The organism is Ruegeria sp. C12 (genome assembly GCF_056537745.1).
Map to the genome: position 1 here is coordinate 22,035 of NZ_JBQFSA010000013.1, position 23,437 is coordinate 45,471.

At 54.6% G+C, this 23,437-nt stretch carries 22 protein-coding genes; 13 read left to right on the forward strand and 9 right to left on the reverse strand.

The window, feature by feature from the left end; all coding sequences use genetic code 11:
- Positions 1-8 precede the first annotated feature (8 nt).
- The 7 genes from ACR0C9_RS20830 to ACR0C9_RS20860 all read right to left on the reverse strand — a co-directional run bounded on the left by ACR0C9_RS20830 (position 9) and on the right by ACR0C9_RS20860 (position 6,864).
- The gene (locus ACR0C9_RS20830) at positions 9-1,040 is read right to left on the reverse strand and encodes a C-terminal binding protein (protein WP_170456431.1); all 1,032 of its coding nucleotides are present in this window, start codon (positions 1,038-1,040) and stop codon (positions 9-11) included.
- Positions 1,033-1,527, reverse strand: coding sequence for a lactoylglutathione lyase family protein (locus ACR0C9_RS20835; RefSeq protein ID WP_108861949.1), 495 nt, complete (start codon positions 1,525-1,527; stop codon positions 1,033-1,035). Before ACR0C9_RS20835 ends, ACR0C9_RS20830 begins: the two co-directional genes overlap by 8 nt.
- Positions 1,528-1,549: 22 nt before the next feature.
- Entirely contained in the window at positions 1,550-2,338 is a 789-nt protein-coding gene (locus tag ACR0C9_RS20840; protein WP_108861950.1) for an SDR family NAD(P)-dependent oxidoreductase, read from the reverse strand.
- Position 2,339: 1 nt separating this feature from the next.
- The gene (locus ACR0C9_RS20845; protein WP_480781931.1) at positions 2,340-3,341 is read right to left on the reverse strand and encodes an ABC transporter permease; all 1,002 of its coding nucleotides are present in this window, start codon (positions 3,339-3,341) and stop codon (positions 2,340-2,342) included.
- Positions 3,338-4,861 carry a sugar ABC transporter ATP-binding protein gene (locus tag ACR0C9_RS20850; protein ID WP_480781932.1) on the reverse strand — a complete coding sequence of 508 codons (1,524 nt, stop codon included), beginning with the start codon at positions 4,859-4,861 and terminating at the stop codon, positions 3,338-3,340. Before ACR0C9_RS20850 ends, ACR0C9_RS20845 begins: the two co-directional genes overlap by 4 nt.
- A gap of 84 nt (positions 4,862-4,945) precedes the next feature.
- A complete protein-coding gene (locus ACR0C9_RS20855; RefSeq protein WP_480781933.1) occupies positions 4,946-5,980 on the reverse strand; it encodes a sugar ABC transporter substrate-binding protein in 1,035 nt (344 codons plus the stop codon).
- A 26-nt stretch (positions 5,981-6,006) separates the two neighbouring features.
- Complete coding sequence (locus tag ACR0C9_RS20860) at positions 6,007-6,864, reverse strand: SMP-30/gluconolactonase/LRE family protein (protein WP_480781934.1); 858 nt, start codon at positions 6,862-6,864, stop codon at positions 6,007-6,009.
- A gap of 117 nt (positions 6,865-6,981) precedes the next feature.
- On the opposite strand from ACR0C9_RS20860, the gene ACR0C9_RS20865 reads away from it, so the two are divergent.
- The 12 genes from ACR0C9_RS20865 (at position 6,982) to ACR0C9_RS20920 (ending at position 19,061) form a co-directional block, all read left to right on the forward strand.
- Positions 6,982-7,653 carry a GntR family transcriptional regulator gene (locus ACR0C9_RS20865; RefSeq protein ID WP_170456421.1) on the forward strand — a complete coding sequence of 224 codons (672 nt, stop codon included), beginning with the start codon at positions 6,982-6,984 and terminating at the stop codon, positions 7,651-7,653.
- A 135-nt stretch (positions 7,654-7,788) separates the two neighbouring features.
- Positions 7,789-9,354: a sugar ABC transporter ATP-binding protein gene (locus ACR0C9_RS20870; RefSeq protein WP_170456419.1), complete on the forward strand. Its 1,566-nt coding sequence runs from the start codon at positions 7,789-7,791 to the stop codon at positions 9,352-9,354.
- Positions 9,355-9,356: 2 nt separating this feature from the next.
- On the forward strand, positions 9,357-10,343 hold the full coding sequence (locus ACR0C9_RS20875; RefSeq protein ID WP_174818509.1) for an ABC transporter permease: 987 nt from the start codon (positions 9,357-9,359) through the stop codon (positions 10,341-10,343).
- Between the two features lie 56 nt (positions 10,344-10,399).
- Complete coding sequence (locus tag ACR0C9_RS20880; RefSeq protein ID WP_010437236.1) at positions 10,400-11,395, forward strand: substrate-binding domain-containing protein; 996 nt, start codon at positions 10,400-10,402, stop codon at positions 11,393-11,395.
- 52 nt (positions 11,396-11,447) lie between these two features.
- Positions 11,448-12,350 carry a hypothetical protein gene (locus tag ACR0C9_RS20885; RefSeq protein ID WP_170456415.1) on the forward strand — a complete coding sequence of 301 codons (903 nt, stop codon included), beginning with the start codon at positions 11,448-11,450 and terminating at the stop codon, positions 12,348-12,350.
- On the forward strand, positions 12,338-13,147 hold the full coding sequence (locus ACR0C9_RS20890) for an NAD-dependent epimerase/dehydratase family protein (RefSeq protein ID WP_480781935.1): 810 nt from the start codon (positions 12,338-12,340) through the stop codon (positions 13,145-13,147). The genes ACR0C9_RS20885 and ACR0C9_RS20890 overlap by 13 nt, the downstream gene beginning before the upstream one ends.
- A 490-nt stretch (positions 13,148-13,637) precedes the next feature.
- Positions 13,638-14,612, forward strand: coding sequence for a tyrosine-type recombinase/integrase (locus ACR0C9_RS20895; protein WP_480781936.1), 975 nt, complete (start codon positions 13,638-13,640; stop codon positions 14,610-14,612).
- Between the two features lie 366 nt (positions 14,613-14,978).
- Entirely contained in the window at positions 14,979-16,163 is a 1,185-nt protein-coding gene (repA, locus tag ACR0C9_RS20900) for a plasmid partitioning protein RepA (RefSeq protein WP_480781937.1), read from the forward strand.
- Positions 16,163-17,131 (forward strand): plasmid partitioning protein RepB, encoded by a 969-nt coding sequence (repB, locus tag ACR0C9_RS20905; protein ID WP_480781938.1) that lies wholly within the window; start codon positions 16,163-16,165, stop codon positions 17,129-17,131. The genes repA and repB overlap by 1 nt, the downstream gene beginning before the upstream one ends.
- A 177-nt stretch (positions 17,132-17,308) precedes the next feature.
- Complete coding sequence (locus tag ACR0C9_RS20910) at positions 17,309-18,379, forward strand: helix-turn-helix domain-containing protein (RefSeq protein ID WP_480781939.1); 1,071 nt, start codon at positions 17,309-17,311, stop codon at positions 18,377-18,379.
- A gap of 119 nt (positions 18,380-18,498) precedes the next feature.
- The gene (locus ACR0C9_RS20915) at positions 18,499-18,783 is read left to right on the forward strand and encodes a hypothetical protein (RefSeq protein ID WP_170456398.1); all 285 of its coding nucleotides are present in this window, start codon (positions 18,499-18,501) and stop codon (positions 18,781-18,783) included.
- Positions 18,780-19,061 carry a type II toxin-antitoxin system RelE/ParE family toxin gene (locus ACR0C9_RS20920; RefSeq protein ID WP_480781940.1) on the forward strand — a complete coding sequence of 94 codons (282 nt, stop codon included), beginning with the start codon at positions 18,780-18,782 and terminating at the stop codon, positions 19,059-19,061. Before ACR0C9_RS20915 ends, ACR0C9_RS20920 begins: the two co-directional genes overlap by 4 nt.
- Positions 19,062-19,253: 192 nt before the next feature.
- Here ACR0C9_RS20920 and ACR0C9_RS20925 read toward each other — a convergent pair whose 3' ends face one another.
- The gene (locus ACR0C9_RS20925) at positions 19,254-22,157 is read right to left on the reverse strand and encodes a Tn3 family transposase (RefSeq protein WP_480781941.1); all 2,904 of its coding nucleotides are present in this window, start codon (positions 22,155-22,157) and stop codon (positions 19,254-19,256) included.
- Between the two features lie 31 nt (positions 22,158-22,188).
- Here ACR0C9_RS20925 and ACR0C9_RS20930 point away from each other — a divergent pair, with 31 nt between their 5' ends.
- Positions 22,189-22,857, forward strand: coding sequence for a recombinase family protein (locus ACR0C9_RS20930; RefSeq protein WP_480781942.1), 669 nt, complete (start codon positions 22,189-22,191; stop codon positions 22,855-22,857).
- A 21-nt stretch (positions 22,858-22,878) separates the two neighbouring features.
- On the opposite strand, the gene ACR0C9_RS20935 is transcribed toward ACR0C9_RS20930, so the two are convergent.
- On the reverse strand, positions 22,879-23,331 hold the full coding sequence (locus tag ACR0C9_RS20935) for a hypothetical protein (protein ID WP_480425695.1): 453 nt from the start codon (positions 23,329-23,331) through the stop codon (positions 22,879-22,881).
- Between the last annotated feature and the right edge of the window lie 106 nt (positions 23,332-23,437).

Sequence of the window (23,437 nt, forward strand, 5' to 3'; positions counted from 1 at the left end):
GTCTCCTGTTATGCGGTAGATACGGCCAATGCGTCGGCATTGACTGTGTAGTCGGGTTTTTGTCCTGTCAGGACCTTGGCCACCTGAGTGGCCGCAGTGACCCGCGCTGCGTGTATGGATTCCTCGGAATAGTAGGCGGCATGTGGTGTTACGAGGACGTTGGGCAGTGTGAACAACGGGTTGTCATCAGGCGTCCAGTTGGCGCGCTTGGCTGGCTCTTCTTCGGGATCGTCGAGCCCTGCAGCAGCCAGATGGCCTTCGGTCAGCGCCCGGAACAGGGCCTTGTTGTCGACCGTTGGTCCGCGTCCAGTGTTCACGAGTATCGCACCGGGTTTCATGACAGAGAATTCGGCATCCGACAAAAAGTGATGCGTGTTCGGCGTCATCGGCGCCTGCATCAGGATATAGTCGGACCTTGCCAGCAATTCGGGCTTGCTCACCAGCTCGACCCCAATCTTTGCCGCGACTTCTCTTGGCAAATACGGGTCGTAGGCGATGACCGTAACCCCGAAAGATTGCGCCCGCGCCACGATGGCTTGCCCGATTTTACCCAGCGAGACGACACCCATCGTCCGCCCGCGCAAACGGTAGACCGGCTGCCCGCTTTGCCATTTCCAGATCCCTGCATGAGTGGCCCGATCATAGTCAGGCAACTTGCGCGCCAGGGTCAGCCAAAGGGCAATCGCATGATCGGCGACCTCCTCGGTACAATAGTTTTGCACATTGGTGACGAGAATACCTTTTTCCGTCGCCGTGCCGACATCCACGATATCCACGCCTACGCCATAGCGCGCGATGACCTCGCAGTTTCGCATCCGCGTGATCGTTTCTTTCCCGATCCGGGCATATTGGTTCATCATCGCTGCGCAATGCGGCGCGACATCGAACAGGTCTTCCTGACGCTTGGCCTGAAGCGCAATCACCTCGGCTCCTGCGGCTTCCAGGATTTCCGTCTCAACGGCAACATCACCAAAGTCGTAATCGGTTATCACGACCTTGGGTTTGTCCGTTCTGGGGGGAAAGGCGGTGCGATCAGTCATAAGCACCCGCCGAATAGGTCAACTCGTACGAGTGGCTGTAGAGTTCGAAGATGTTGCCAAACGGGTCTTCCATATAGACCATGCGATAGGGCTTTTCACCTGGGTAATACTTGCGCACTTGGCTCATGCGCTGGCGCCCGCCCAGGTCTTCGATAACCTTGATGCGGCCTTCCAGATCCTCGTCCTGTACGCAGAAATGAAACAAGCCACGCCGCCAATATTCAAACGGGCGTTCTTCTTCGACGGTCTTCGGGAACTCAAACAATTCGATGCCAACACCGTCGCCCATCGACAAATGCGCGATGCGGAAGCTTCCCCAACCTTCCCCAAATACATCATCGCACATCTGACCGATGGCGCTTTCGTCATGCAGGATTTCAGTTGGTTCCATCAGCACGTAGAGGCCGAATGCCTTGGAATAAAACTCCACGGCTTTTTCCAGGTCGGGAACTGTGATGCCGATGTGAGAGAAAGTGAGAGCGGCCATGTAGGGCTCCTCCAGTTGGAAGTTAAAGAATGTTGCGAACGATGCCGCCTTCGATCCGGTGCGCAGAACCATTGGAGGCCGTGCTTGCTGAGATCGTGACGATCATGCGGGCGACTTCGTCTGGTTGGACAAAGCGTTGTATGAGCGATGTGGGCTCATCTGATTTGAAGTAATTGTCGACGATCGTGTCGAGCGGCTCACCCTTTTGATCGGCGAGGCCGTCAAAATAGGCTTCGACACCTTCGGTCCAGGTTGGACCAGGCAGGATCGAGTTAACCCGGACTTTTGTCCCCTTTGTCAATTCTGCCATGCCACGTGTCAGACCTAACATGGCAGTTTTAGTGACAGAATAGTGCACCATCTGAGGTAGTGGTTTCACTGCCGCTTCGCTGGCCATGTTGATGATAGATCCCTTATCCCGGCCAAGCATTTCAGGCAGGAAAATCCGGCTCATCCGAACGGCGGACAGGACATTGATGTTGAAGTAATGCATCCAGTCGTCATCCGTGAGATCCTCGAACGGTTTGACCGAAAAGATGCCAACATTATTCACAAGAACGTCCACCGCACCGCGCTCGCGGGCAAACTCTGCCAGAGTTTCCGCATCAGTGGTTTTGGTTAAGTCGGCCGCAATGCCTTCGACCTTGCCCAATGATGACAGGTCGTCGACGCAGTCGAACACTTCCGCCTCGGTCAGGCCATGCACGATGACCCGCGCGCCTTCTTCCAGGTAGACCCGCGCAGTGGCTTTGCCTATGCCGGAACCTGAACCAGTCACCAGGACCAGCTTATTTTTGAGCCCCAGATCCATCTCAGGCCTCCTTCTTGACGTTAGATGACTGCTGCGATGAAGTGCGGCCGAACATTCGACCCATCAAGCCCGAAATCTCTGCACGCCACATGTCTATGCCGACGGCCAACAGAATGATCAGGCCCAACACGATGTTCTGAACCGAAGATGGCGCAGCGTTCAGGTTCAAACCATTCTGGACGATAACGATTGTCATCGCCCCCATCAGCGTGGCGAGGATGTTGCCACGACCGCCTGCAAGGCTGGCTCCGCCGACAACAGCAGCGGCAATGGCCTGCAGTTCCAGCGTCTGGCCATAGTTGGGCGAACCAGAGTTGAGGCGCGCTGACATCAGGATCGCACCAACAGCAGTCATGAAACCAGCGATGACAAATGTCGTCGTCTGAACTTTTCGTACGTTGATACCCGTCAGAACGGCAGCGGCTGGGTTGCCACCCACGGCATAGATCTCACGCCCAAGTTTCGTGAAGTTCATGGTGAACGCAGCAAGGACGTAGAAGAATACGAGGTAGAAGAAAGGCATCGGAACGCCGAACAGCTTGCCGTAGAAGATTGGCTCCAACGCCGGATCCAGCGAGAAGATCGGAGACCCATTGTTGAAGGTCAGGGCAAGGCCCCTGAAGGCAATCAACGCCGCCAATGTCGTGATAAACGACGGGATACGCCCGTAGGCTGTTATCAGCCCAATGATCAGACCAAGCAATCCGCCCATGAAGAGTATGAGGGGCAGCGCCAGAACCAGTGGAATGCCGACAAATTTCAACATTTGCGCAAGGATCATGGTCAGCAAAGCCACCATAGACCCGGAACTCAGATCGATGCCCGCAGCGAAGATCACGATAGTAGACCCGATTGCGATCAAGGCCACGATGCTTACCTGTAGCGAAAGGTTAGAAAGGTTGCCCGGGTTCAGGAAGCGTTCGGTCGTAAGGGCCACGATCAGTGCGACAATCACCATTGCTGCGAATGGCCCGATCAACTGGGTGTCAAAGATCCGCTTCATGCGAAAGCCTCCTTAGGCTTGGATTGGGGGGTGTCGGCGGACGCGCGAACAAGATCGTCATGCGTAAGGTCGGATGCATCGACCGTGCGCACTATCGTTCCGTGCTGCACGACGGCAATCCGATCGCTCATCGCAAGCAACTCATCATGGTCTGAACTGATTAGAATGATCGATTTTCCCGCCCGCGTGAGCCTGTTAATCAACTTATAAACAGCGATCTTGGCGCCGATATCGATCCCTTGCGTCGGTTCATCAAGGATCAGGATGTCAGAGGCTGAGAACAGCCAACGTGCAATCACGATCTTCTGCTGATTACCACCAGACAAGAAGTTGACCGTCTTTTCCTCGGCCTGGGTCGAGATTTCCAGATCGCGGATCAGGTCATGGGTGGCTTGCTCTTCCGCCTTAAGATTCAACACGCCGAACCGGCTTAGCCCGCCAAGGGACGCTGCGGTGACGTTCCCGCTTGCGCGGAAATTGAAGAACAACCCGTCAAACTTACGGTTCTCCGGAACAAGGGCCAATCCAGCACGGATCGCATCAATTTCCCGACGAAAGCGAACCGGTTTGCCCTTCAGTGATATCTGCCCGGCGGTTAGCTCATCTGTCCCAAATAGGGCGCGGGCAATCTCTGTGCGGCCACTGCCCAATACACCACCCAAGCCCAGAACTTCGCCCCGATGCAACGAAAACGATACATCTCTCACGCCCGAATTGGTGGCCAGACCCGCCGCCTTTAGCACAATATCCTTGGTCGCGTTCTGCTCCTTGGGATAATGCTCACTAATGTCCTCACCGACCATTGCGCTGACAATCTCAGAGACGTTGATCTTGGTCTCGCCACTCGCTCGCACAACACAGCCGTTGCGCAGGATCGTCACTTCATCAACGATCCGTTCTACCTCATCCAGCCTGTGCGACACATAGAGAATAGCTGTGCCGCGCTCGCGCATATTGCGCAGTAGCTGGTGCAGGCGCTCGATTTCATCTTCACCCAATGCCGCCGTCGGCTCATCCAGGATGATCATGCGGGCGTCCATCGCGACAGCTTTCGCGATCTCGACCAGTTGTTGCTCGCCTACCGATAGCGAGCCGGTTATGGTTTCGGGTGAAACATCGACATCCATTTCCACCAGAACCCGAGCGGCTTCGTTGTGGACCTTGGCCCAGTCGATCACGCCAAAGCGGGACCGAGGCATATTGCCAAGGAAGATGTTTTCGCCAACCGACAAGGTGGGCACGATCGAGAATTCCTGAAAAACTGTTGCGACGCCAAGTTCACGTGCCGCCTGCGGATCGCTGATCGTGACCGGCTTGCCATTGTGCAGGATTTGACCGCTATCGGGTTGCTGCACGCCGGACAGTGTCTTGATCATAGTCGACTTACCACAGCCGTTTTCACCCAGCAGCCCATGAATGGAACCGGGCATAAGCCGGATGCAGACCTTGTCATTCGCCAGAACCCCAGGATAGGCCTTGGTGATATCGACAAACTCCCAAAGGGGCGTTGCGGGTGTCATCGCGATTGCCTCGACAAAAGTGAAACTCGGTTGGTTTGCGACCCGGCAGCACGCGCACGCGCCACCGGGAAGCGGGGAGAAAACTCAGTACTCTTTGGACGGCTGCGGGAAGAGCTTTTCTGGCTCTTGCAGCACGCTGATCGCACCGTCTTTGTCTTCAATTGATGTGGGCGTTTCGATCCAGCCGCCGGGATAGGACCCGTTGAGCGCATCAATGGTTGCGTGCATAGCCGCTTTACCCATCAAAAACGGTGAGGTGTTGACGGTTGCCGTGATGTTGCCAGCCGCAATTTCTTCAAGGCCGGACGTGTCGCCATCGTTGCCCAAAAGAACGATGTCATTGCGGCCAAGCGCCTTCGCAGCAAAGGATGCCCCGATGATCATGTAGTCGTTCGCCGCGAAGATCATGTCGAGATCGGGGTTCGACTGCAGGATGTCCATACCAGCAGTGTTGCCGCCCTCAACGTTCCATTTCCCGTCGATAGACACCACAACGTCGAAGTTTTCGTTGCCCTCGATACCGTCGAGGAAGCCGCCAACACGTTCGGTCGAGTGATAGCCAGGCTGCCCTTCGATAATGCCGACCTTCAGCGGTTGATCACCATAAGTCTCAATGGCCCAATCAGCGATAGCATGTGTGCCGTTGCGCTGGGAGTACCCGACAACGCCATGAATTGGTGTCGGGAAGTTCGGGATGTCCGAATTGATCATCAGAACCGCCATGCCCTTGTCTACTGCCTGCTTTAGCAGTGGTGCAGCAGCAAATTCATCGTGTGTACCAAAGATGATCGCATCCACATCCTGCGTCAGCACATCCTGGATCATACCCATTTGGCCATTGATGTCCGCACCGGACTGGGGCGCAAGCATGAAGACTTCGACCCCGGCCTCAGCAGCAACCGCTTTGATGCCTTCACCGATGGCGATGTAGTAGTTGAACTCAGTCGCCGGCGGCATATACGCGATCCGGAACGTTTCGTTCTTGGGTTCTATCGCATCGATTGGCGCTTGTGCCCCGTCCTCAAGTGGAACCGGCGCTGGATAATTTTCCGACAGAGCGACCGTTGCTAGCGTGGCGAACCCCGCGGCAAGCGTAGTGGTCATTAGCGTCTTTAACATAGTTTTCTCCTCCAGAATTTCTTTGGTTATCCTTTGAATGGCGCGTCGATCACGCCACGAACGCCGGGTTTCACAGCAAAGAGGCCGCCAGATTCCGGTTCTTTTGTTAAAGCTGCTTCGTCACTCATCAGCCTTGAGGTCGTGATGAACAGCGTGTCGAGATCAGGGCCACCGAAAGCGCAACAGGTGGGCTTCCAGACCGGCACCTCGATCACGCGATCTATCGTGCCGTCAGGTGCGACGCGAACAACGCGATGGCCTTCCCATTCGGCGTTCCAGACGCCCCCTTCGGCATCGACACAGGACCCGTCAGGCAAGCCAGGCTCATCATTGAAAGAAGCGTGCTGCCGACGGTTCGAAACGGTTCCACTACGGGTGTCGTAATCAAATGCGACGATTTCCCGATCCGGGGTATCCGCGAAGAACATCGTCTCACCGTCGGAAGTAAAGCAAGTCGAATTGGCGCAAGACACTCCTTCGATGATCGTCTGTACACTCAAATCTGTATCGACGCAGATGACCGACGAGTCGGCCTTGCCAGAAACTTCGTTCATGCCTCCAACAATCAGTCGCCCCTGGCGATCGGTTCGCCCGTCGTTCAGCCGTGTTTCTGGGTTGTTCGGCTCGAACCGTGCAACGAGGGTTTCCTCGCCATTGGGCGAATCGAACAAGACAACTCGATCCGCATAAGCAACGATCAGCCCGCCAGACGCACGCGGCGCAAAGCAACACACGCGCTCCGACATCTCGTGAGAGGCGGTTTCTGAGGTTGCAGGATCAAATGACCAAAGCGCACAGCCTTGAATGTCAGTCCACCAGACAAGACCATCGGTGGGATTCCAGAAAATCCCCTCCCCGTGCTGGTTCTTGCAATCGACGACCAACTCTGCGTGCACTTTTGATCTCCTCAGTACATTCTGATATCTGATATACCAGCTTGCCTAATCTGGTGTATCAGATATCTTGCATCTGGCAACACCTTTTTTTGGAGATATCCTCAGATGGCGCTTGAGAGACCCAAGTCTTTGCGTGAACTCGCACTGGAACATTTGCGGAATAGTATTATCGATGGCTCCCTGAAGATGGGTCAGGTTTTGTCAGAGCGAAAAATCTCTGAAGAGCTGGGTGTATCGAAATCGCCAGTCCGCGAAGCCCTCGCTCAATTACGTGACGAAGGGTTGGTCAGCATCGAGCCCCAAAAAGGCGCGCGCGTGTTTTCGCTGTCTGAGCCGGAAGTGACTCAGATCTGCGATTTCAGACAGGCTATCGAAACTGCCGCCTTTGAGCTTGCGTTGTTGCGGAACCCGGAAGGTCTCGCCGACGACATGCAACGTGTCGTGAAGGACATGGAGAAGGAACGCAGGCGGGGCAATGAAAAGGGTTATCTTTCACTGGATACCACGTTTCATCAGTTGATTTTTGAACATGCCGGGAACGATTACCTGACGGCCAGCTATACACGCTACATCGGTAAGATTGCCGCGTTGCGGACCCATTTGGCGAAGCTGCCACAGCATACTGAGCTGTCCTTCGATGAGCATGCGAAAATCGCTATTGCCGTTCGCGAAGGCGACATGGCCAAAATCAAATCTCTTCTCACAGCGCATATTGACCGCACCAGACAGGCCTACAAGAGCGCCGCCATCGTCCTCGAAGGAGCGGCCGCATCCTAGCAAAAGCCTAGCTTCGTTGTGACGGGGGTGGGCCGCAACGGCGGCGCCCCTTCCTTTTGGGTACCTCACGGTCTTTTCTTTTTCAGTTGACATCTGAGATATCAGATGCCAATCAAAAGGCGGGAGGAAGCTTGTATGACGCCAGCAATGAAACCTGACTCACCGGGGCTACAGCCACTGATCCAGCTGGATCGGGTTGGCAAAAGCTTCGGCACGAACATTGTTTTGGATGGCGTCGACTTTGAATTGAGACCCGGCGAAGTTCACGCGCTATGCGGGGAAAACGGCGCCGGAAAATCCACCTGTCTCGGCCTGTTTTATGGACTTCACCAACCTTCTGCTGGGCGTATCCTGTGCGACGGCAAGGAACAGCGAGTCGAAAGCCCATCACACGCGCAGTCCCTGGGCATCGGCTGTGTTTTTCAAGAACTCAGCCTCGCTGGCGCGCTCTCTGTTGCGGAAAACATCTACGCGGGGCGCGTACCCACCCGGTTTGGCGTAGTTGACTGGCCTGAACTGCGCCGCCGTGCGGAGGCGTTACTGGCGGAATTCGGTCTGGATGTCGACGTCTCAACACCCGTGGAAAACTTGCCAATAAGCTCCCGCCAGATTGTTGAAATCGCCAAGGCGCTGTCGTTGAATTCCCACGTCCTTTTGCTGGATGAACCGACATCAGCATTGGCACCCGACGAAGTAGACGCACTATTCGAAGTCCTAAAGTCCCTGACAAAGAAAGGGATTGGCATCGTCTATGTCAGCCACCATATGGCCGAGATTTTCCAGATCTCGGATCGCATTACCGTTTTGCGAGATGGGCGCCACATCAGCACTTTACCGGTTTCGGAAACTTCTCAGGAACAAGTCGTCGCCGAGATGATCGGCGGCGCTCACCCCGGTGATGTCACGCGGTCAGGTAAGGTTAACGGCGAAGAGGTTTTGCATGTCCAAGAATTAACCCATCCAGATGAATTCGAAGACATTTCTTTCTCCATTAAAGCCGGAGAGATTGTAGGGATGGCGGGGTTGATGGGCGCTCGCCGCAGCGAGATTGTTCGATCGATTGTCGGGTTGATGCATGGCGCGACCGGGGAGATCAGACTTCACGGCAAGCCTGTTAACTTTGCGTCCTTGCGGCAGGCGATGCGTGCTGGGGTCGGGTTTGTTCCCGAGGAACGCAAGACTGAAGGCCTCTTTCTGGAACAATCACTCAGCGACAACCTGATCGCGGCCAGTCTTTCCGATCATGCGTCTGCTGGGTTCATGCGTTCGGGCTCGATCAAAGCAGCCAGCCAAACAGCCATTGACGCATTCAGTGTCAAAACCAGTGGGATTAACGAACTTGTTGGTGATCTCTCAGGGGGCAATCAGCAAAAGATTATGTTGGCCAAGTGGCTCAAACGCGCGCCAGCTCTTCTGATCATTGAGGAGCCCACAAAAGGGGTCGATGTCGGAGCCAAATTCCAAATCCACACGGAACTTTTGCGTCGAGCAGCCGAGGGAATGGCCATCCTCGTCGTGTCATCCGATTTTCCCGAACTGGTCTCTCTCTCGACCCGCATCCTTGTCGTCCACGACGGTCGCCTCATGGGAGACATCGCAGCCGCTGAGGCAACCGAAACCACGCTTCTTCAAATGGCCGCTGGAAATTCCGTTCCAATTGTGGACGCACCCCAAACCAATCAATCAGGAGTCGCGACGTGACCATGACCGCTCAAGCCAACTTGCCCATGAAGCGTCCGCTGCTGCGCCGTGTTCTACAAGCTTTTGTCGATATTCGTGAACTGACGCTGATCGTTCTGATCGCCGCCATCATCATCGTGATGTCCAACGTTAATCCCTATTTCCTCAGCTTCTCGAACTTTCGAGCCGTGGCCGTGGGCATGGCCCCGACCGCGATCATCGTGATCGGTATGGCGATCTTGCTTGCCTCTGGCGGGTTCGATCTTTCCGTCGGGTCGGTAATGGCCTTGTCTTCTACCGTCGTAGCCATGCTGCTTTTGACCGGCATGCCAATTCCGCTCGCTGTTGTATGCGGATTGGTGCTGGGTGGAATTGTCGGCGTAGTGAACGGTTTGCTGGTGACCGGCCTCGGGATCAATCCGCTTATCGCAACCCTCGGCACGATGTCGATTGCGCGAGGCATCGCTCTTGTCCTGACGGAAGGTTTCTCTGTCTCAAGCCTGCCGGCATCATTTGCCTGGATCGGTAAAGCTGACATAGGCGGCTTTCCGGTAATCGTCTTGTTCACCATTCTGCTCGTCGTTCTGTTTGACCTGGCCGTCCGCCATACGCGCTTTTTCCGTCAGGTCTATTTCATCGGCGCCAATGAAAAGGCCGCGATGTTGTCAGGCATCCATGTCACACGCGTACGTATCATTCTGTACGCACTGACCGGTATTCTGGCTGCTTTGGCGGGTGTATTGCTGGCCTCCCGCCTGATGAGCGGTACGCCCACGGCAGGCAACGGTATCGAACTTCAGGTTCTGGCGGCTGCGGTCATCGGTGGCGCATCCCTCCGCGGCGGCGAAGGTACTATTCTCGGTGCTTTCCTCGGCGTCGTTTTTGTCGCGTTGATCAACAACACTATGACGATGCTGGCCGTATCGATCTACTGGCAGATGATCGTCATCGGCGGTGTGCTCGTTACAGCGGTGGCCTTGGACATGCTGATCCGAAGCAAACGGGGCTAATCCATAAGCTTTCCAAAACCCAACAACAACCAAAGATCCAAAACAGGGAGACTACGATGACTGAATTGAATGTGAATCGGCGCAGGCTGCTGACAGCGGGTACCACCGCTGGATTGGCCGCAGCGTTCGGACTGCCCATGCTGTCCAAAGAAGCCATGGCGCAAGCGGCCGGCAAAGAGTATGTGTTCCTGTCCATCGTAACGCAGGTGCCGTTCTGGGTGGACTATCGCAATGCGATGGAAGACCTTGAGGAGTTAATGGGCATCAAGGCAACATTCACCGGCCCGTTGGATTTCGACACGGCCGCACAAGCACGCCAATTGGATGAACTGATCGCAAGACGTCCCGCAGGCATCCTTATCTTCCCCGGTGATCCAGCCACTCTGGCCCCCGGCGTCGAACGTGCGGTCGAGGCGGGCATTCCGGTCACATGTTGTATTGGCGATATTCCCGACAGTCCCCGGTCCACATTCCTTGGTATCAACGGCGTTCAGGCAGGACGTGTCGGCGGTGAAATGCTCGCGCAAGCGATTGGCGGGAAGGGCAAAGTTATCCTCGGCACTTTCCCTGCCCCTTCCACATTGGAGCGTGTCGAAGGGTACAAACAAATCTTTGCCGAGAAATACCCGGATATCGAGGTCGTCGACGTCGTCAACGATAAGGCCGACCCGTCCTATGCGCCGACAGCCTACCTTCAGGCAATTCAGGCGAACCCGGATATTGTTGGCATTGGCGGCACGGACGGCGACAGCGGCAAAGGCGCGGCAATTGCAGTCAATGAGGCGGGACGCAAGGACATCAAGATCGTCGCGATGGACCGAAATGATGATATGCTTCCCTATATCGAAGACGGCACAATTCACGGCGCTGTGGCTCAGAAATCCTATCTGGAGATCTTTCTCGCCTTCCACATGATGCATTGGCAGAACACTGACGCGCTGAAGGTCTTGCCCGATTGGAAGGCGGCTGGCATCAATCCTTTGCCAGAGCGTGTTGAAACCGGGGTTATGCCGATCACTGCCGAAAACGTCGTCCAGTTCAAGCACACCTAAGGGATTGTCCCGGTGCATTCTATCGCTCCGGGAAACCGATAGGAGGGGGTACATGTCGGACAGATGGAGCGTTCTTCACCTGCAGCAAAACGATCTGCAGCTGACAATCCTGCCCGGCATCGGGGGCCGCTTATGGGATGTGAATTTCCAGGGGCGCTCCCTCCTATTTCAAAACAAAGATCTCGACGGGTTGGAGGTCGATGACACGCGGCTTACTTATCTGCCCACACGCTCTCCACAATTTGGTTTTCCGCTCTGGGGCGGCGAGAAGACGTGGATCGCCCCAGATGCATCCTGGGTAAACGGCGCTCCGTTTCCCGTGTTGGACAGCGGCGCTTACCAGATCACTTCAAGAAGCAGCACTCGTATCGACATGACCAGCGCAGTATGCCCGACCTCGCACTTGTCAGTGTCGCGCCGCATCACGCTGACCTCGGCGGAAAGCTGGGAAATAGAACACATCGTGGTTAACCATGGGACCTCCTCGCGCCTGACCGGCATTTGGTCAGTCATGATGCTTAACACCCCCACCAAGGTCGGTGTCGAATTGCAAGACCCTGCATTTTATCCTGTTTTTGGCTCTGCCGAAGGGATGATAGCGACGCACGGCAAAAGCATTGTCGTGGATTGCAACAGACAGCAGGAATTCAAGGTCGGGCTACCGAACCCCAACGGTCGTACATTGATACGGTGCGGCGCTGATGGCCCTCTGCTGATGTGTTCAGTACCAGAACCTCAACAGGGCGATCAATTTGCACACGACTATCCGTTTGAGGTCTTTAACTCGGGCGATTACGCCTATTGCGAAGCGGAGTGGCACTCCCCGGCACGCAAGCTCGCACCGAATGAAACGCTGAGTTTTCGGCAGACGTTCCGCGTCTTGACGGATGAAGATGCAACCCAAATGCCATTAGGGCTCACAAACAACAAGGAGTTCCTGTCATGCATGTCTTGATTACAGGCGCAGTCGGGCATCTCGGTCGCAAACTCTTCAACGCGCTAGAAAACGACCCCGATTACACCGTCTCTGGCATCGACATCCGTCCCGTTGATCATCCCGACATTCACACAGCAGACCTGTCCGACGACAGCAGTTGCGTCAGTTTGCTAAAGGGAGTGGACGTTATCGTGCATCTTGCCGGAGACCGAGAGCCCTCCGCCACTTGGGCCTCCGCGATCAAACACAATATGGATGCAACGCTTTCTCTCTATCACCATGCGGTAGCCATGGGCGTCAGCCGTGTGGTTCTTGCCAGCTCCAACTGGGTTCACGGCGACAAAAGGTTCACGCATGAGGTGCTCAACAGCGCGGCACCACCAGGGCCAGTAAACGCCTACGGCATGTCAAAGCTGTTCTGTGAACGGACAGGGGCCTATTTCGCCGAGCATCACGGACTGTCGGTCATCTGCTTGCGCATCGGCTGGACGCAATGGACTCACGGCAACCAACCCGGCACACACATGGCGATGGGCCGGTGGGGTCAGGAAATGTGGTTGAGTGATCGGGACTTTCTAGGCGGAATGCGCGCCGCAATAGATGCCGAGGATATTTCCTTCGCAGCCCTGAACCTAATGTCAGATAACCCAGGTATGCGCTGGGACATCACCGAAACACGACAAGCGATTGGCTATTCTCCAAAGGATGGAAGCCCCGCGAAAATAACATTGGGCATTTCCTTGAGATCCATGCTGCAGCGGCTGTTTACAGTCCGGCTCCCTAGTTATTTCACGACACGTTTTCCAGATTGGTAGAGTTCGTAGCTCTGGATTTTGCTATACACCAACCGCCCCTACCCTTTTTTGTGCGCAAAAATTTGTTTTTTTGCTTTTTACCTCTCCCACATCCCTACACTTCATTTAGACTCGATAAGTACCGCTTATCATGTTATTTGAAATTTGGCCCAAATTGACGCAGAATGGGTACATTGTCGGTTTTCCTTAACCAATGGACTCGCGACGGCATTGGTCCGTAACCCGTAGACCCCTGCCCCGATCCGGCAGCAAACCATATTAGATGCAGCACAGTAACCTGCAATTTTGTAAACAAGTACCGGCACAAATTTGGTCCGCGCCTACACTTAAAGGACCAACCCAGCATGAGGCCAACCATGAAACATGGTGAAAACAAGCAAGAACAGTCTACAGGTTTGGGGAAATCGACATGAAGCCCCCTGCCCCATACCTCCCCGCCGCCGCCCCTGCCCTCTCGGACACAGATCAGGAGGCGCTCACTGATCTTTATGTGCGCGGCACACCGGAAAACACGCTGCGGGCATATGAACGGGATCTGCTTTATGTTACCGCTTGGAAGTCCGCGCGGTTCGCAGCGACGCTGGACTGGCCCGAATCTGAGGCCACCGCCCTCGCCTTCATTCTCGATCACGCCCGCGATCTGAATGACGCACCAGAAACGGATATCGCGCGCGAAACCGCAGAAGCCCTGATTGCTCAGGGGCTGCGCAAGTCCCTCGCCTGCCCGGCCCCTTCGACGCTGGACCGGCGCATCGCCTCCTGGCTTGCCTTTCACCGAATGAAGAACCTGACCAGCCCTTTCGGTGCGCCGCAGGTGAAGCAGGCCCGTGCCAAGGCGCGCCGGGCAGCAGCCCGGCCCCCTGCCCCAAAATCGCAGCACCCGATTACCCGGGACATCCTCGAGCAACTGCTGTCCACCTGCCGTGGCAGCCGCCGGGATTGCCGCGACCGCGCCATCTTGATGCTGGGTTGGGCTTCTGGTGGTAGACGGCGCTCGGAGATCACCGGGCTGATGTTTGAAGACGTCTCGCTGAAGGAGTTCGACGAGAAAAGCCTGGTTTGGATTTCACTGCTGGAGACCAAGACGACAACCAAAGGTGAAACGCCGCGGCTGGTGCTGAAAGGCCGCGCCGCCCAGGCGTTGGTCCATTGGATCGAGGTTGGACAGATTAAGAACGGGCCACTGTTCAGACCAGTCTCAAAAGCGGATCGTGTGCTGAAACGTCGGCTTTCGCCGGACGCTATCTATCAGATCGTCAAACATCGCCTCCAGTTGGCGGGGTTGCAGGAGGACTTCGCCTCGCCGCACGGTCTGCGTTCTGGGTTCCTAACCCAAGCCGCACTGGACGGCGCACCAATCCAAGCTGCCATGCGCCTCTCGCTACACCGCTCCATGGCCCAGGCGCAGAAGTACTATGACGACGTCGATATCGCAGAAAACCCGGCGACGGACCTGTTGGGGTGAGGAAATACGCAATCAGCTCAATTGGCCCCCTGCCCTTCCCTATTTCTTGTCTTGGTGCGCAAGCCGTTTCTACTTTTGTGCCAACTGCTCGTTATGAAAAGCTCAACTCGAGGCGGAGCATTCGGAAGAGTTTTGTGTGTATGCCTACTTTTTGCACAGCAGAACTTCATCAGCTATAAAAGCCCGGGAACCGCTTCAACGAGGTTTACAGCTGTAAACCATTTTGCTTTGATGCAAAGCGTATGTAGTTCACAGCTTTGTAGAACCCACAATATAAGCGAAAATCCTTGACTTAGGACAATGAATCACGCCTGTTTGTCTCAAGTGGCGCAAAAATGACCACATTCTTTAATTTGAGGCAACTACATGATTCCCGTGACACCACTTACGGCAGAACGACCATCGGCTCTCGCCACGGAAATTTCTGAGAGATTAAACTCGGCCATCCGGGAACATCTTCTTGCGGCATTTGCCCCTGACAACACCAAGTCACTACGCAACTTTGCAGCCCCAGAAGCGGCCGAACTCTTAGGTGTCTCAGGTCAATTCATGCGTAAGGTCCACGCAGAAGGAACGATTCCTGAACCAAAAGACGTACGTAGCGGTCGACGCTACTATACTGCCCAAGAGCTTTGGGAGGCTCGCGAAACGCTTGAGAAAACCTCTCGCAAAAAGGGGCGCTATATCCCTCGTCGGACTGAAGGAGAGAAACTCCAAGTCTGGCAGTTGATGAACTTCAAAGGTGGCAGCAGCAAAAGCACCACAACAATTCACCTGGCCCATTATTTTGCGCTTCGCGGTTACCGTGTATTGGCCGTTGACCTGGATCCACAAGGCTCGCTTACATCCATGTGCGGCATCAGCCCGGAAATTGAGTTTGACGGACTGACGATCTACGATGCTATTCGGTATGAAGATCCGGTAGATATGGCGGACGTTGTGCTTCCGACATACTTCCCCGGTCTGTCTGTGGCGCCGTCTCGGCTTGTTCTTTCCGAGTTTGAGACAGAATCTGCCGTTCACTCCAACCCGGACCATCCGTTCTTTACGAGAATACGGAATGCCTTGGCCCAGGTAGAAGGCGATTTTGACCTAGTTCTGATTGATAGCCCACCTCAACTCGGATTTTTGACAATAGCCGGGATGGCCGCCGCCAGTTCATTGCTTGTGCCACTGACACCTTCGATGCTGGACGTGTCTTCGACGGCTCAATTCCTCGAACTCGCTGGTGCTTACATGGCAGTCATTGAAGATGCTGGCGCTACGCTCGAATACGATAACTTCAAGTTCCTGATAACGCGTGACGAGCCGACAGACGTGCCGTCTCAACAACTGGCTTCGTTCATGCGAGCACTGTTTCAGGATCGCGTTATGTCAGCTACGGCCCTCAAAAGCACTGCAATCAGTGACGCCACAATGCTCAAACAATCAATTTACGAGGTCGTGCGGTCGGAAATGACACGCGCAACTTATGATCGGGCAAAGAACTCAATGGATGCGATCGGCTCTGAGGTGGAGCAAATGATCCATCAAGCGTGGGGACGCGGCTAATGGCTAGAAAATCGCTTCAGGAGATGTCAGGGATCGCAAACACCATCGCGCGCTCTAGCCCCAAGGCCATCGACAAAACCCCAAAACCCAATGCCCCTGCACTTGGTGCGCTTCAAGGCTCTCTGGCCGCAATCAGGGAAATTGATCCTGCCCTGATCGACGATTGGGGCCCAGCCGATAGGCTTGGTGAGTTTACAGCTGTAAACACTGACGAAGAAGACGATAGCTTTGAAAGCTTGATATCGAGTATCCGAGACGGTGGCCAACAAGTTCCCATTCTTGTCAGAAAATCGAAATCCGACGGCCGATACGAGGCAATTTATGGGAGGAGGCGGCTGAAAGCCTGTCGTGAACTTGGCATTAAGGTCCGCGCCAATGTTCAGGATATCGACGATGCCTCGGCGCTACTCGCCAAGGGGCTTGAGAATGCTGCGAGGCGCAATCTTTCCTTCTACGAGAAAGCACGTTTCGCCGAGGCGATCCTGACTTCTGGGCATGACTCTGCAACGGTGCGGCAAGTATTGAACCTTTCGAAATCAGGGTTGTCTCACCTGACAAAAGTTACGCAACATGTTCCTGCAAAGATTGGTGACATGATCGGCGCAGCCCCAAAATCAGGCCGCCCAAAATGGACCATGCTTGCAGAACACTTCGTTGCAGGCAAGCTGGCGGGAGATGAAGCGGCAAACCTGCTTGCAACCATTGAGCCATCAATGTCGTCAGATGATCGGCTGGAATTGCTCCTAAAAGCAGCTGCCAAACGTGGTGCACGACAAAGAGAAGGTGCAGCCGAAGTCAGCCCAATTGAAGGAGTTACAATCAAATCCACCAACGGATCACTAACTGTTTCGGTCAAAAGGACCGGAGCTAACGCTGACTTCGCTAGCTGGTTGGACAAAAACATGGCTGAAATCATCAAGCGCTCACACGCTGAGTTTACAGCTGTAAACGCCGAGAAAAAGAACTGAGGACGAGCAGAAAGGAGGAAGGCAAACAAACAAAACCCCCGAAACCGGAGCTTCGAGGGCTGCTGCGCAAAGCGCAATTCTTAGATTAGACACCTAGAATCTAGCAGCACCCGAATCGCCACACAAGAAAAAACGCTCTTGAGCGAACGGGTAATTTTTGTCTGCCGATAGATAATCATGAAAATAGTAGCAGCATTGGCTCCAAATGGAGCAACCTTGTCGGGGACGGCAGGGCAGGGGAGTAGTACACCCAAAAAATGGATACTTCTTCGCGCCGTTGAAGAGGCCAGAGAACCTCTTGGGTTGAAATCCACAACTCTCAATGTCCTGAGAGCCATGATTTCTTTTGTGGGCGGTGATCAGATTACTGCGGACCAAGATGATCATCACATCTGCTTCGCTTCCAACGCGGCGATCGCCAAACGGACGCATGTCAGCGTGCAGACAGTTGAGCGTCATATCTCGACGCTGGTTGAGCTTGGACTTATCCGCCGCGTAATGAGCGCAAACGGTAAGCGATGGGCGCGCCGGGATCGACAGGGCAGGGTGGTCACCGCAACTGGGCTCTCCTTGATGCCCTTGTCTGAACGGCACCCTGAGTTCATCCAGGAAGCCCAGAGGCACGCTGATCGAGTTCTGGAGTTCACTGTACTCCGTGACAAGGTTTCCGCCGCTCTGGCACGCCTTAGGGAACTCGTAGCAAATGACACCGCGGTCTCCGAATTGATGACCACCGTACGCAATGCTCTGCGTCGCAAACCAGATGCGAATGTACTCTGCGAGCTATTGGCAGAAATCTCTGTGGAAATCTCAGAAATAACACAGACAGATACAGAAAATTTGAGGGCCAATGACCATGAAATTGAGGGGCATAAAGAGAACTCTTTGAATCCGATAGTTAAGAAAGAAAAACATTCTCAGATTCAAGTTTCTCCAGATCAAATGAAGCGCAGCTTTCCACGCTTGTGCTCCGAACTTCGCTTCGCGCGGGATCAGACGCATTGTGACCGCCTTATGGACGATATCGCCGATTACCTACGACTTGGTCAAACTTGGTATGCTATGAAATCGACACATAGCGCTGCTCTCCGTTTTATGGTTTTGGGATACATTTTCCAACGAGCGGAGAACATAAGATCCCACCAAGCCTATTTGATTTCTCTGACCTCCAAAATCGATGGGGGAGACACGCAGCCATTCGCTTTGTTGAAGCAAAACACAAAGAAACCACAGAAGAGAGGGCCGTAACTTTGAAATCTCATCTCGCTCATGAGCTCAGAGCAACAGATAACATTCATGCCAACGTCTATTGAGAATAGAGTGCCAATGTATTACATTGTACTACATACCGGAAACAGGTGATTGCGATGAGTACCAGCCCATATTCAATCCGTCTCGATGAAGACTTGAGAAAGTCCCTGGAACGAGAAGCTGCGATCGAAGATCGGCCACCAGCACAACTGGCGGTACGGGCAATCAGAATGATGCTGGAATCCAAGGCCGCAAAACGTGCAGCCATTGATGCGGCTGTTGAAAAGGCAGATCTAGGAAAGTTCATCACGGCAGACGAGATGAATGCTTGGATAGACAGCTGGGATACCGAGAATGAGCTCTCTGCTCCGGTCGCAAGCGGGCAATCCAATAGCCAATGAAAATTGTATTTCTCGAAGATACGGCCCGGGACATTCAATGGTTCCGTTACTACTACACGTCAGTTTTTCCTGAAGGCATCGAAAGGGCACGAGCTCAGCTCAAAGCCATTCAGCTTACTCTCGCAGCCAACCCTTATGCAGGTCACCCGAGTGACACGCGCCAAGACATACGGGAGCTTTCAGTGCCGAGAACCCCATTCACGTTAATCTATCGTGTAATGCCAACCCAGATAGAAATTCTGCGTCTCTGGGATACCCGGCAGGGCACGGATTACTGAAACCAGGAGTTTAAATTGGTGGCATCAGGCGGGCAGGGTAGGGGGCAAGCAACCGAACTTATTTTGTTGTTCGACTGCTAGCTTCTGCACAATTGTCGGAAATGTGCCTGCACTTTCAATAGGTCGGACTCTGAATTTCAATCAGTCGAAGAGGTGACCTAGGGGTGGATTCCGGTAGGGGGCAGGATTGTATCATAAGCGGTGACGGCTCGGATTCTTCCACCTGTATTCGCCCGTGAGAAGAATATGAGCCCATCCCAGCGGCGAGATATGCGCGAGAAGGTCGTCGGGACAGTCCAGACCAGCGCGTTTTCGCGCGGTGACCGCCTCGCCCAGATACTTGGTATTCCAGTAGATGATGATGGCAGCAAGGAGGTTCAACCCAGCCATTCGATAGTGCTGTCCCTTGGCAGTACGGTCGCGGATTTCACCTTGGCGACCAATTCGTAGTGCGTTTTTCAGAGCGTGATGCGCCTCGCCCTTGTTCAGCCCAATCTGTGCTCGGCGTTGCATGTCGGCATCGAGCAGCCAGTCTATGATAAACAGCGTCCGTTCTATCCGGCCGATTTCACGAAGAGCGAGGGCAAGTTCATGCTGGCGGGGATAGGCCGCGAATTTCTTCAGGAGCTGGCTTGGCGGCATTGTGCCAGCAGCCATAGTTGCCACTGCCCGCAAAACGTCAGGCCAGTTTTCTGTAATGAGACGTTCCCGGACTTTACCACCGATCAAACCGCGAAGCTCTTTTGGCGCGGAAGCGGGATCGAACAGGTAAAGCCGCTTGGATGGCAGATCGCGAATGCGGGGTATGAAGCGATATGACAAAAGTGCGGTGACGGCAAAGACGTGATCTGTAAAACCACCGGTGTCAGCATATTGCTCCTCGATTTTCCTGCCCATTTCATTCATGAGCAACCCGTCCAAAATGTATGGTGCTTCGTTCACCGTGGCTGGGATGTTCTGGGTCGCAAACGGGCCAAACTGGTCAGACACATGGGTGTAGGCTTTCAAACCGGGCTCAGAGCCATATTTTGCGTTTATCAGGTTCATCGCTTCGCCCTGTCGAGCGGCAGGAAAGAACTGACCGTCACTGGACGCTGTGACTCCGCCACCCCAGAATCTGGCCATGGGCAATTGAGATTGGGCTTCAATGACTGTTGCCAACGCCCGATTGATGGCATCGCTTTCAATGTGCCAACGTGACAGGCGCGAGAGTTGGAGATAGTCGTGCGTGTTGGTTGCTTCGGCCATCTTGCTCAGGCCAAGATTCAGCCCTTCGGCCAACAGTACGTTCAGCAGCCCGACACGATCTTTGCAGGGTGATCCGGTGCGCAAATGCGTAAAGGCTTCGGTGAAGCCTGTTTCGTCATCGACTTCCAGCAGCAGATCAGTGATGCGGACGGAAGGTAGGCGATCATAAAGGTCGAGCACCAGCGCGTCAGCTTCTTCGGGCACGGCTGAACTCAGCCGGTCAACCTTCAGGATTCCGTTTTCAATAGAATCTCCTGGTACTGCTCCGGTCCTGGCAGCCTTGGCGAGGCGTTCAAGCCCCTGCGCCAATCGGGCTTTGCGATCTGCGATCCATATTTCCGGCTCGAATGGCCCCGTCAATTTCGGTGTCGCTCTGGCGTCCTCAATCGGCACAAGAGCTTGCTTCAGATCGGCATAACGACGGGAATGGGCGAGCCAGATATCACCAGAGCGGAATGCATCGCGCATGTGGAACAGCACTGACACTTCCCAGAGCCGATGGTCATCGGGGGCTTGCGTATTCAGGTGCCGATGCCATTTTGAACTGCGCCGCAGAAAGCCAGTTGGTCGAGACCTGCGCCGTTGTTCATTCCCAATGAGTGCCATCGCTGCCATCAACGGACTGGCCACGGCGGAAGCCTGGATATCAAGAACACGCAGCATGCGAGGCGCATAGCGCCTAAACCGGTGGAAGCCTTGCGTGACATGGGCTAAGGGATCGGCAGTCATCGTGTCTGTCAGTTCGGCGGCCGTTGCGACAAGGCCTTCGAGTTGTGGCCAACCGCAGGAGATTTCGGTTGCGGCATCGAGCGAAGCGCCATCTCCCTTTGCTTCCAGCAGGGCAGCCCCCAAATTCTTGAAAGATTTCAGTGTGTCGTGAAGGGCTGATTTTGCGTTTGTCACCCGCAGGTCGCAGATTTTCTTGGCGTCTCTCCATGTCTTGCCGACAATCCGGTCATGGGTTTCGACCACGGCATCAGCAATGGCTGCCTGCCATTCGACCGCACAGACAGCAAGAATAGCAAGACGACGGTCACTCGTGATATCGCGCAGGCCATCTGCAAAATATCTTTCGCCCTGTCGGCGCAGCCGTGTAACACGGTGAGGAGGAACGTCCCCCAAGACATCTGCTGGCAGACAGAGTTCCTGCAAGAATTCCAGCCGATCCAGAAGGCGGCTGGCATCAGCCGAGTTTTTGCCAACCTCAAATTGTCGAAGCCATACAAAACAGCTGACAGTACCATCCACCAACTCGGACAATAAGCCATCCAGACGTTCTCTCATATCGCAGCTAAGTCGATCTGCGATCCGCGTTTCTATCCGGCGCTCAGCGGCGACAAGAGCGTCCGCACAAAGCCGTTCGATGACCGATGTACCCGGCAAAACTGTCCGGGTACGCCGACATTCTTCGACAAATCTCCGGGCAAGGTCTTCATTCGAACGGGCGGTCTCTGCCTCACCATCTAGCCACGCTTTCAGATCGCGCGCACCTTGTCCGGAGAACATCCGATAGCCATAGATGCTCCGCAGGTCGACCAGATGCCTGCGGCGGGTCGTATCTGTTTCGGCATAGCAGGACAGGTCGTTCGGGTTTTCACCAAGTTGTGCGGCAATGAATTGACCAACCTCCAATGGGATGACTTCACCCGCCACCAGCAATCGCCCTGGATACCGAAAGGCGCATAACTGAAGGGCAAAGCCCAAACGGTTGTGGGAATGTCGCCGCGTGCGGATGTGCTCAATGTCATCGTCAGCCAATGTGTAGTGATGCAGGATTGTAGCCTGATCGCTCGGCAGATCGAAAAGGGCCGACCGCTGGCGTTCGGTCAGAATGGATCGTCTTGGCATGCCCGATTGTCCTTGTTATTCATTAGTCTGATTGAGACACATTCCGCACCAGCAAAATCAAAGAGTTGCAAGCCACAAATCCGAGAGGGTTCAATTGGGACAGCGCGCTGCCATCTATGCTCGGGTTTCTACCTCGGACCAATCCTGTGAACGGCAGGTTTCGGAGCTGACCGCATTTGCCGAACGGGGCGAATACGAGGTGGTGAACATCTTCAAGGAAACCGCATCGGGCACCAAAGCCAATCGGGCAGCGCGCAATAAGATCATGAAGCTTGCTCAGGCCCGCCAGATAGACGCCATCCTCGTCACGGAACTGTCTCGATGGGGTCGTTCAACGAAGGACTTACTGGAAACGCTGGATCAACTCTCCGGGTGGAAAGTCTCGGTGGTTGCCATGAGCGGCATGACATTCGAGTTGGATACACCACATGGCCGGATGATGGCGACAATGCTGGCGGGGATCGCACAGTTTGAACGAGACTTGCTTAGTGAACGAGTAAAGTCCGGCCTTGCAGCCGCCCGTGCACGTGGCAAAAAGCTCGGACGACAGCCTGGCCAGCGACCAAAATCCGACAAGCTCACGCCGCAAGTCATACAGGCCGTTGCCGATGGGCGATCCTACCGCTGGATCGCCCGCGATCTAGGCATTTCAAAGAACACTGTACTCGACATTATGAAACGACATCGCCAAGCACGATGATCCGACGCGCTTATTTGAGTGTCACGTGCCCGCACTGGCTTTGTCGCGATTCCACCAACGATTGGGGTTCGAGTTGAGCGGGTCATAACTGGCGCGACTGGCCCAACAATCTTTGATGAAGATCAGCGGCTCTTCGTAATGGTGAACATCGCGTATCGCATCCAGAACACGTTCTAAGGTTTCAGAGTTTTGCTCTATCGAAATGATGATCAGAACACTTGGAAACGTTTGAACTTTGTTTGCAGCTCCCAGGTGCACGGCGCTGGTTGAGTTTTCTTCCGGCAGGTAGGTTTCGCTGCCTGTGGCACTCACAAAGGCATTACGCTTGTATCGGCCGTAGATCAGCGGATCGACCTTCATCACATTGTCAATAATCTTGTCTACGTCTTCAGGTGTCGCCTGAATTTCAATCTGCCAGACACGTTCGACCGTACCTGTCCGTGTTTTGAGGTTGCTGATGTCGATGCTTTGCATGTTGTGGTTCCACTCTCTTTTCTGTTTTGGTCTCCCCTTGGGCCTGGTGATGAATGCCAATCGAACCCTGTGGCTGCGTTGGTCCACGGTTCGACACGTGTGGCTA

Excerpts from the sequence above, each read along its gene's own strand:
- ACR0C9_RS20830 (WP_170456431.1), bottom strand. The coding sequence starts at position 1,040 with ATGACTGATCGCACCGCCTTTCCCCCCAGAACGGACAAACCCAAGGTC.
- ACR0C9_RS20835 (WP_108861949.1), bottom strand. The coding sequence starts at position 1,527 with ATGGCCGCTCTCACTTTCTCTCACATCGGCATCACAGTTCCCGACCTG.
- ACR0C9_RS20840 (WP_108861950.1), bottom strand. The coding sequence starts at position 2,338 with ATGGATCTGGGGCTCAAAAATAAGCTGGTCCTGGTGACTGGTTCAGGT.
- ACR0C9_RS20845 (WP_480781931.1), bottom strand. The coding sequence starts at position 3,341 with ATGAAGCGGATCTTTGACACCCAGTTGATCGGGCCATTCGCAGCAATG.
- ACR0C9_RS20850 (WP_480781932.1), bottom strand. The coding sequence starts at position 4,861 with ATGACACCCGCAACGCCCCTTTGGGAGTTTGTCGATATCACCAAGGCC.
- ACR0C9_RS20855 (WP_480781933.1), bottom strand. The coding sequence starts at position 5,980 with ATGTTAAAGACGCTAATGACCACTACGCTTGCCGCGGGGTTCGCCACG.
- ACR0C9_RS20865 (WP_170456421.1), top strand. The coding sequence starts at position 6,982 with ATGGCGCTTGAGAGACCCAAGTCTTTGCGTGAACTCGCACTGGAACAT.
- ACR0C9_RS20870 (WP_170456419.1), top strand. The coding sequence starts at position 7,789 with ATGACGCCAGCAATGAAACCTGACTCACCGGGGCTACAGCCACTGATC.
- ACR0C9_RS20875 (WP_174818509.1), top strand. The coding sequence starts at position 9,357 with ATGACCGCTCAAGCCAACTTGCCCATGAAGCGTCCGCTGCTGCGCCGT.
- ACR0C9_RS20880 (WP_010437236.1), top strand. The coding sequence starts at position 10,400 with ATGACTGAATTGAATGTGAATCGGCGCAGGCTGCTGACAGCGGGTACC.
- ACR0C9_RS20885 (WP_170456415.1), top strand. The coding sequence starts at position 11,448 with ATGTCGGACAGATGGAGCGTTCTTCACCTGCAGCAAAACGATCTGCAG.
- ACR0C9_RS20890 (WP_480781935.1), top strand. The coding sequence starts at position 12,338 with ATGCATGTCTTGATTACAGGCGCAGTCGGGCATCTCGGTCGCAAACTC.
- repA (WP_480781937.1), top strand. The coding sequence starts at position 14,979 with ATGATTCCCGTGACACCACTTACGGCAGAACGACCATCGGCTCTCGCC.
- repB (WP_480781938.1), top strand. The coding sequence starts at position 16,163 with ATGGCTAGAAAATCGCTTCAGGAGATGTCAGGGATCGCAAACACCATC.
- ACR0C9_RS20910 (WP_480781939.1), top strand. The coding sequence starts at position 17,309 with ATGAAAATAGTAGCAGCATTGGCTCCAAATGGAGCAACCTTGTCGGGG.
- ACR0C9_RS20915 (WP_170456398.1), top strand. The coding sequence starts at position 18,499 with ATGAGTACCAGCCCATATTCAATCCGTCTCGATGAAGACTTGAGAAAG.
- ACR0C9_RS20920 (WP_480781940.1), top strand. The coding sequence starts at position 18,780 with ATGAAAATTGTATTTCTCGAAGATACGGCCCGGGACATTCAATGGTTC.
- ACR0C9_RS20925 (WP_480781941.1), bottom strand. The coding sequence starts at position 22,157 with ATGCCAAGACGATCCATTCTGACCGAACGCCAGCGGTCGGCCCTTTTC.
- ACR0C9_RS20935 (WP_480425695.1), bottom strand. The coding sequence starts at position 23,331 with ATGCAAAGCATCGACATCAGCAACCTCAAAACACGGACAGGTACGGTC.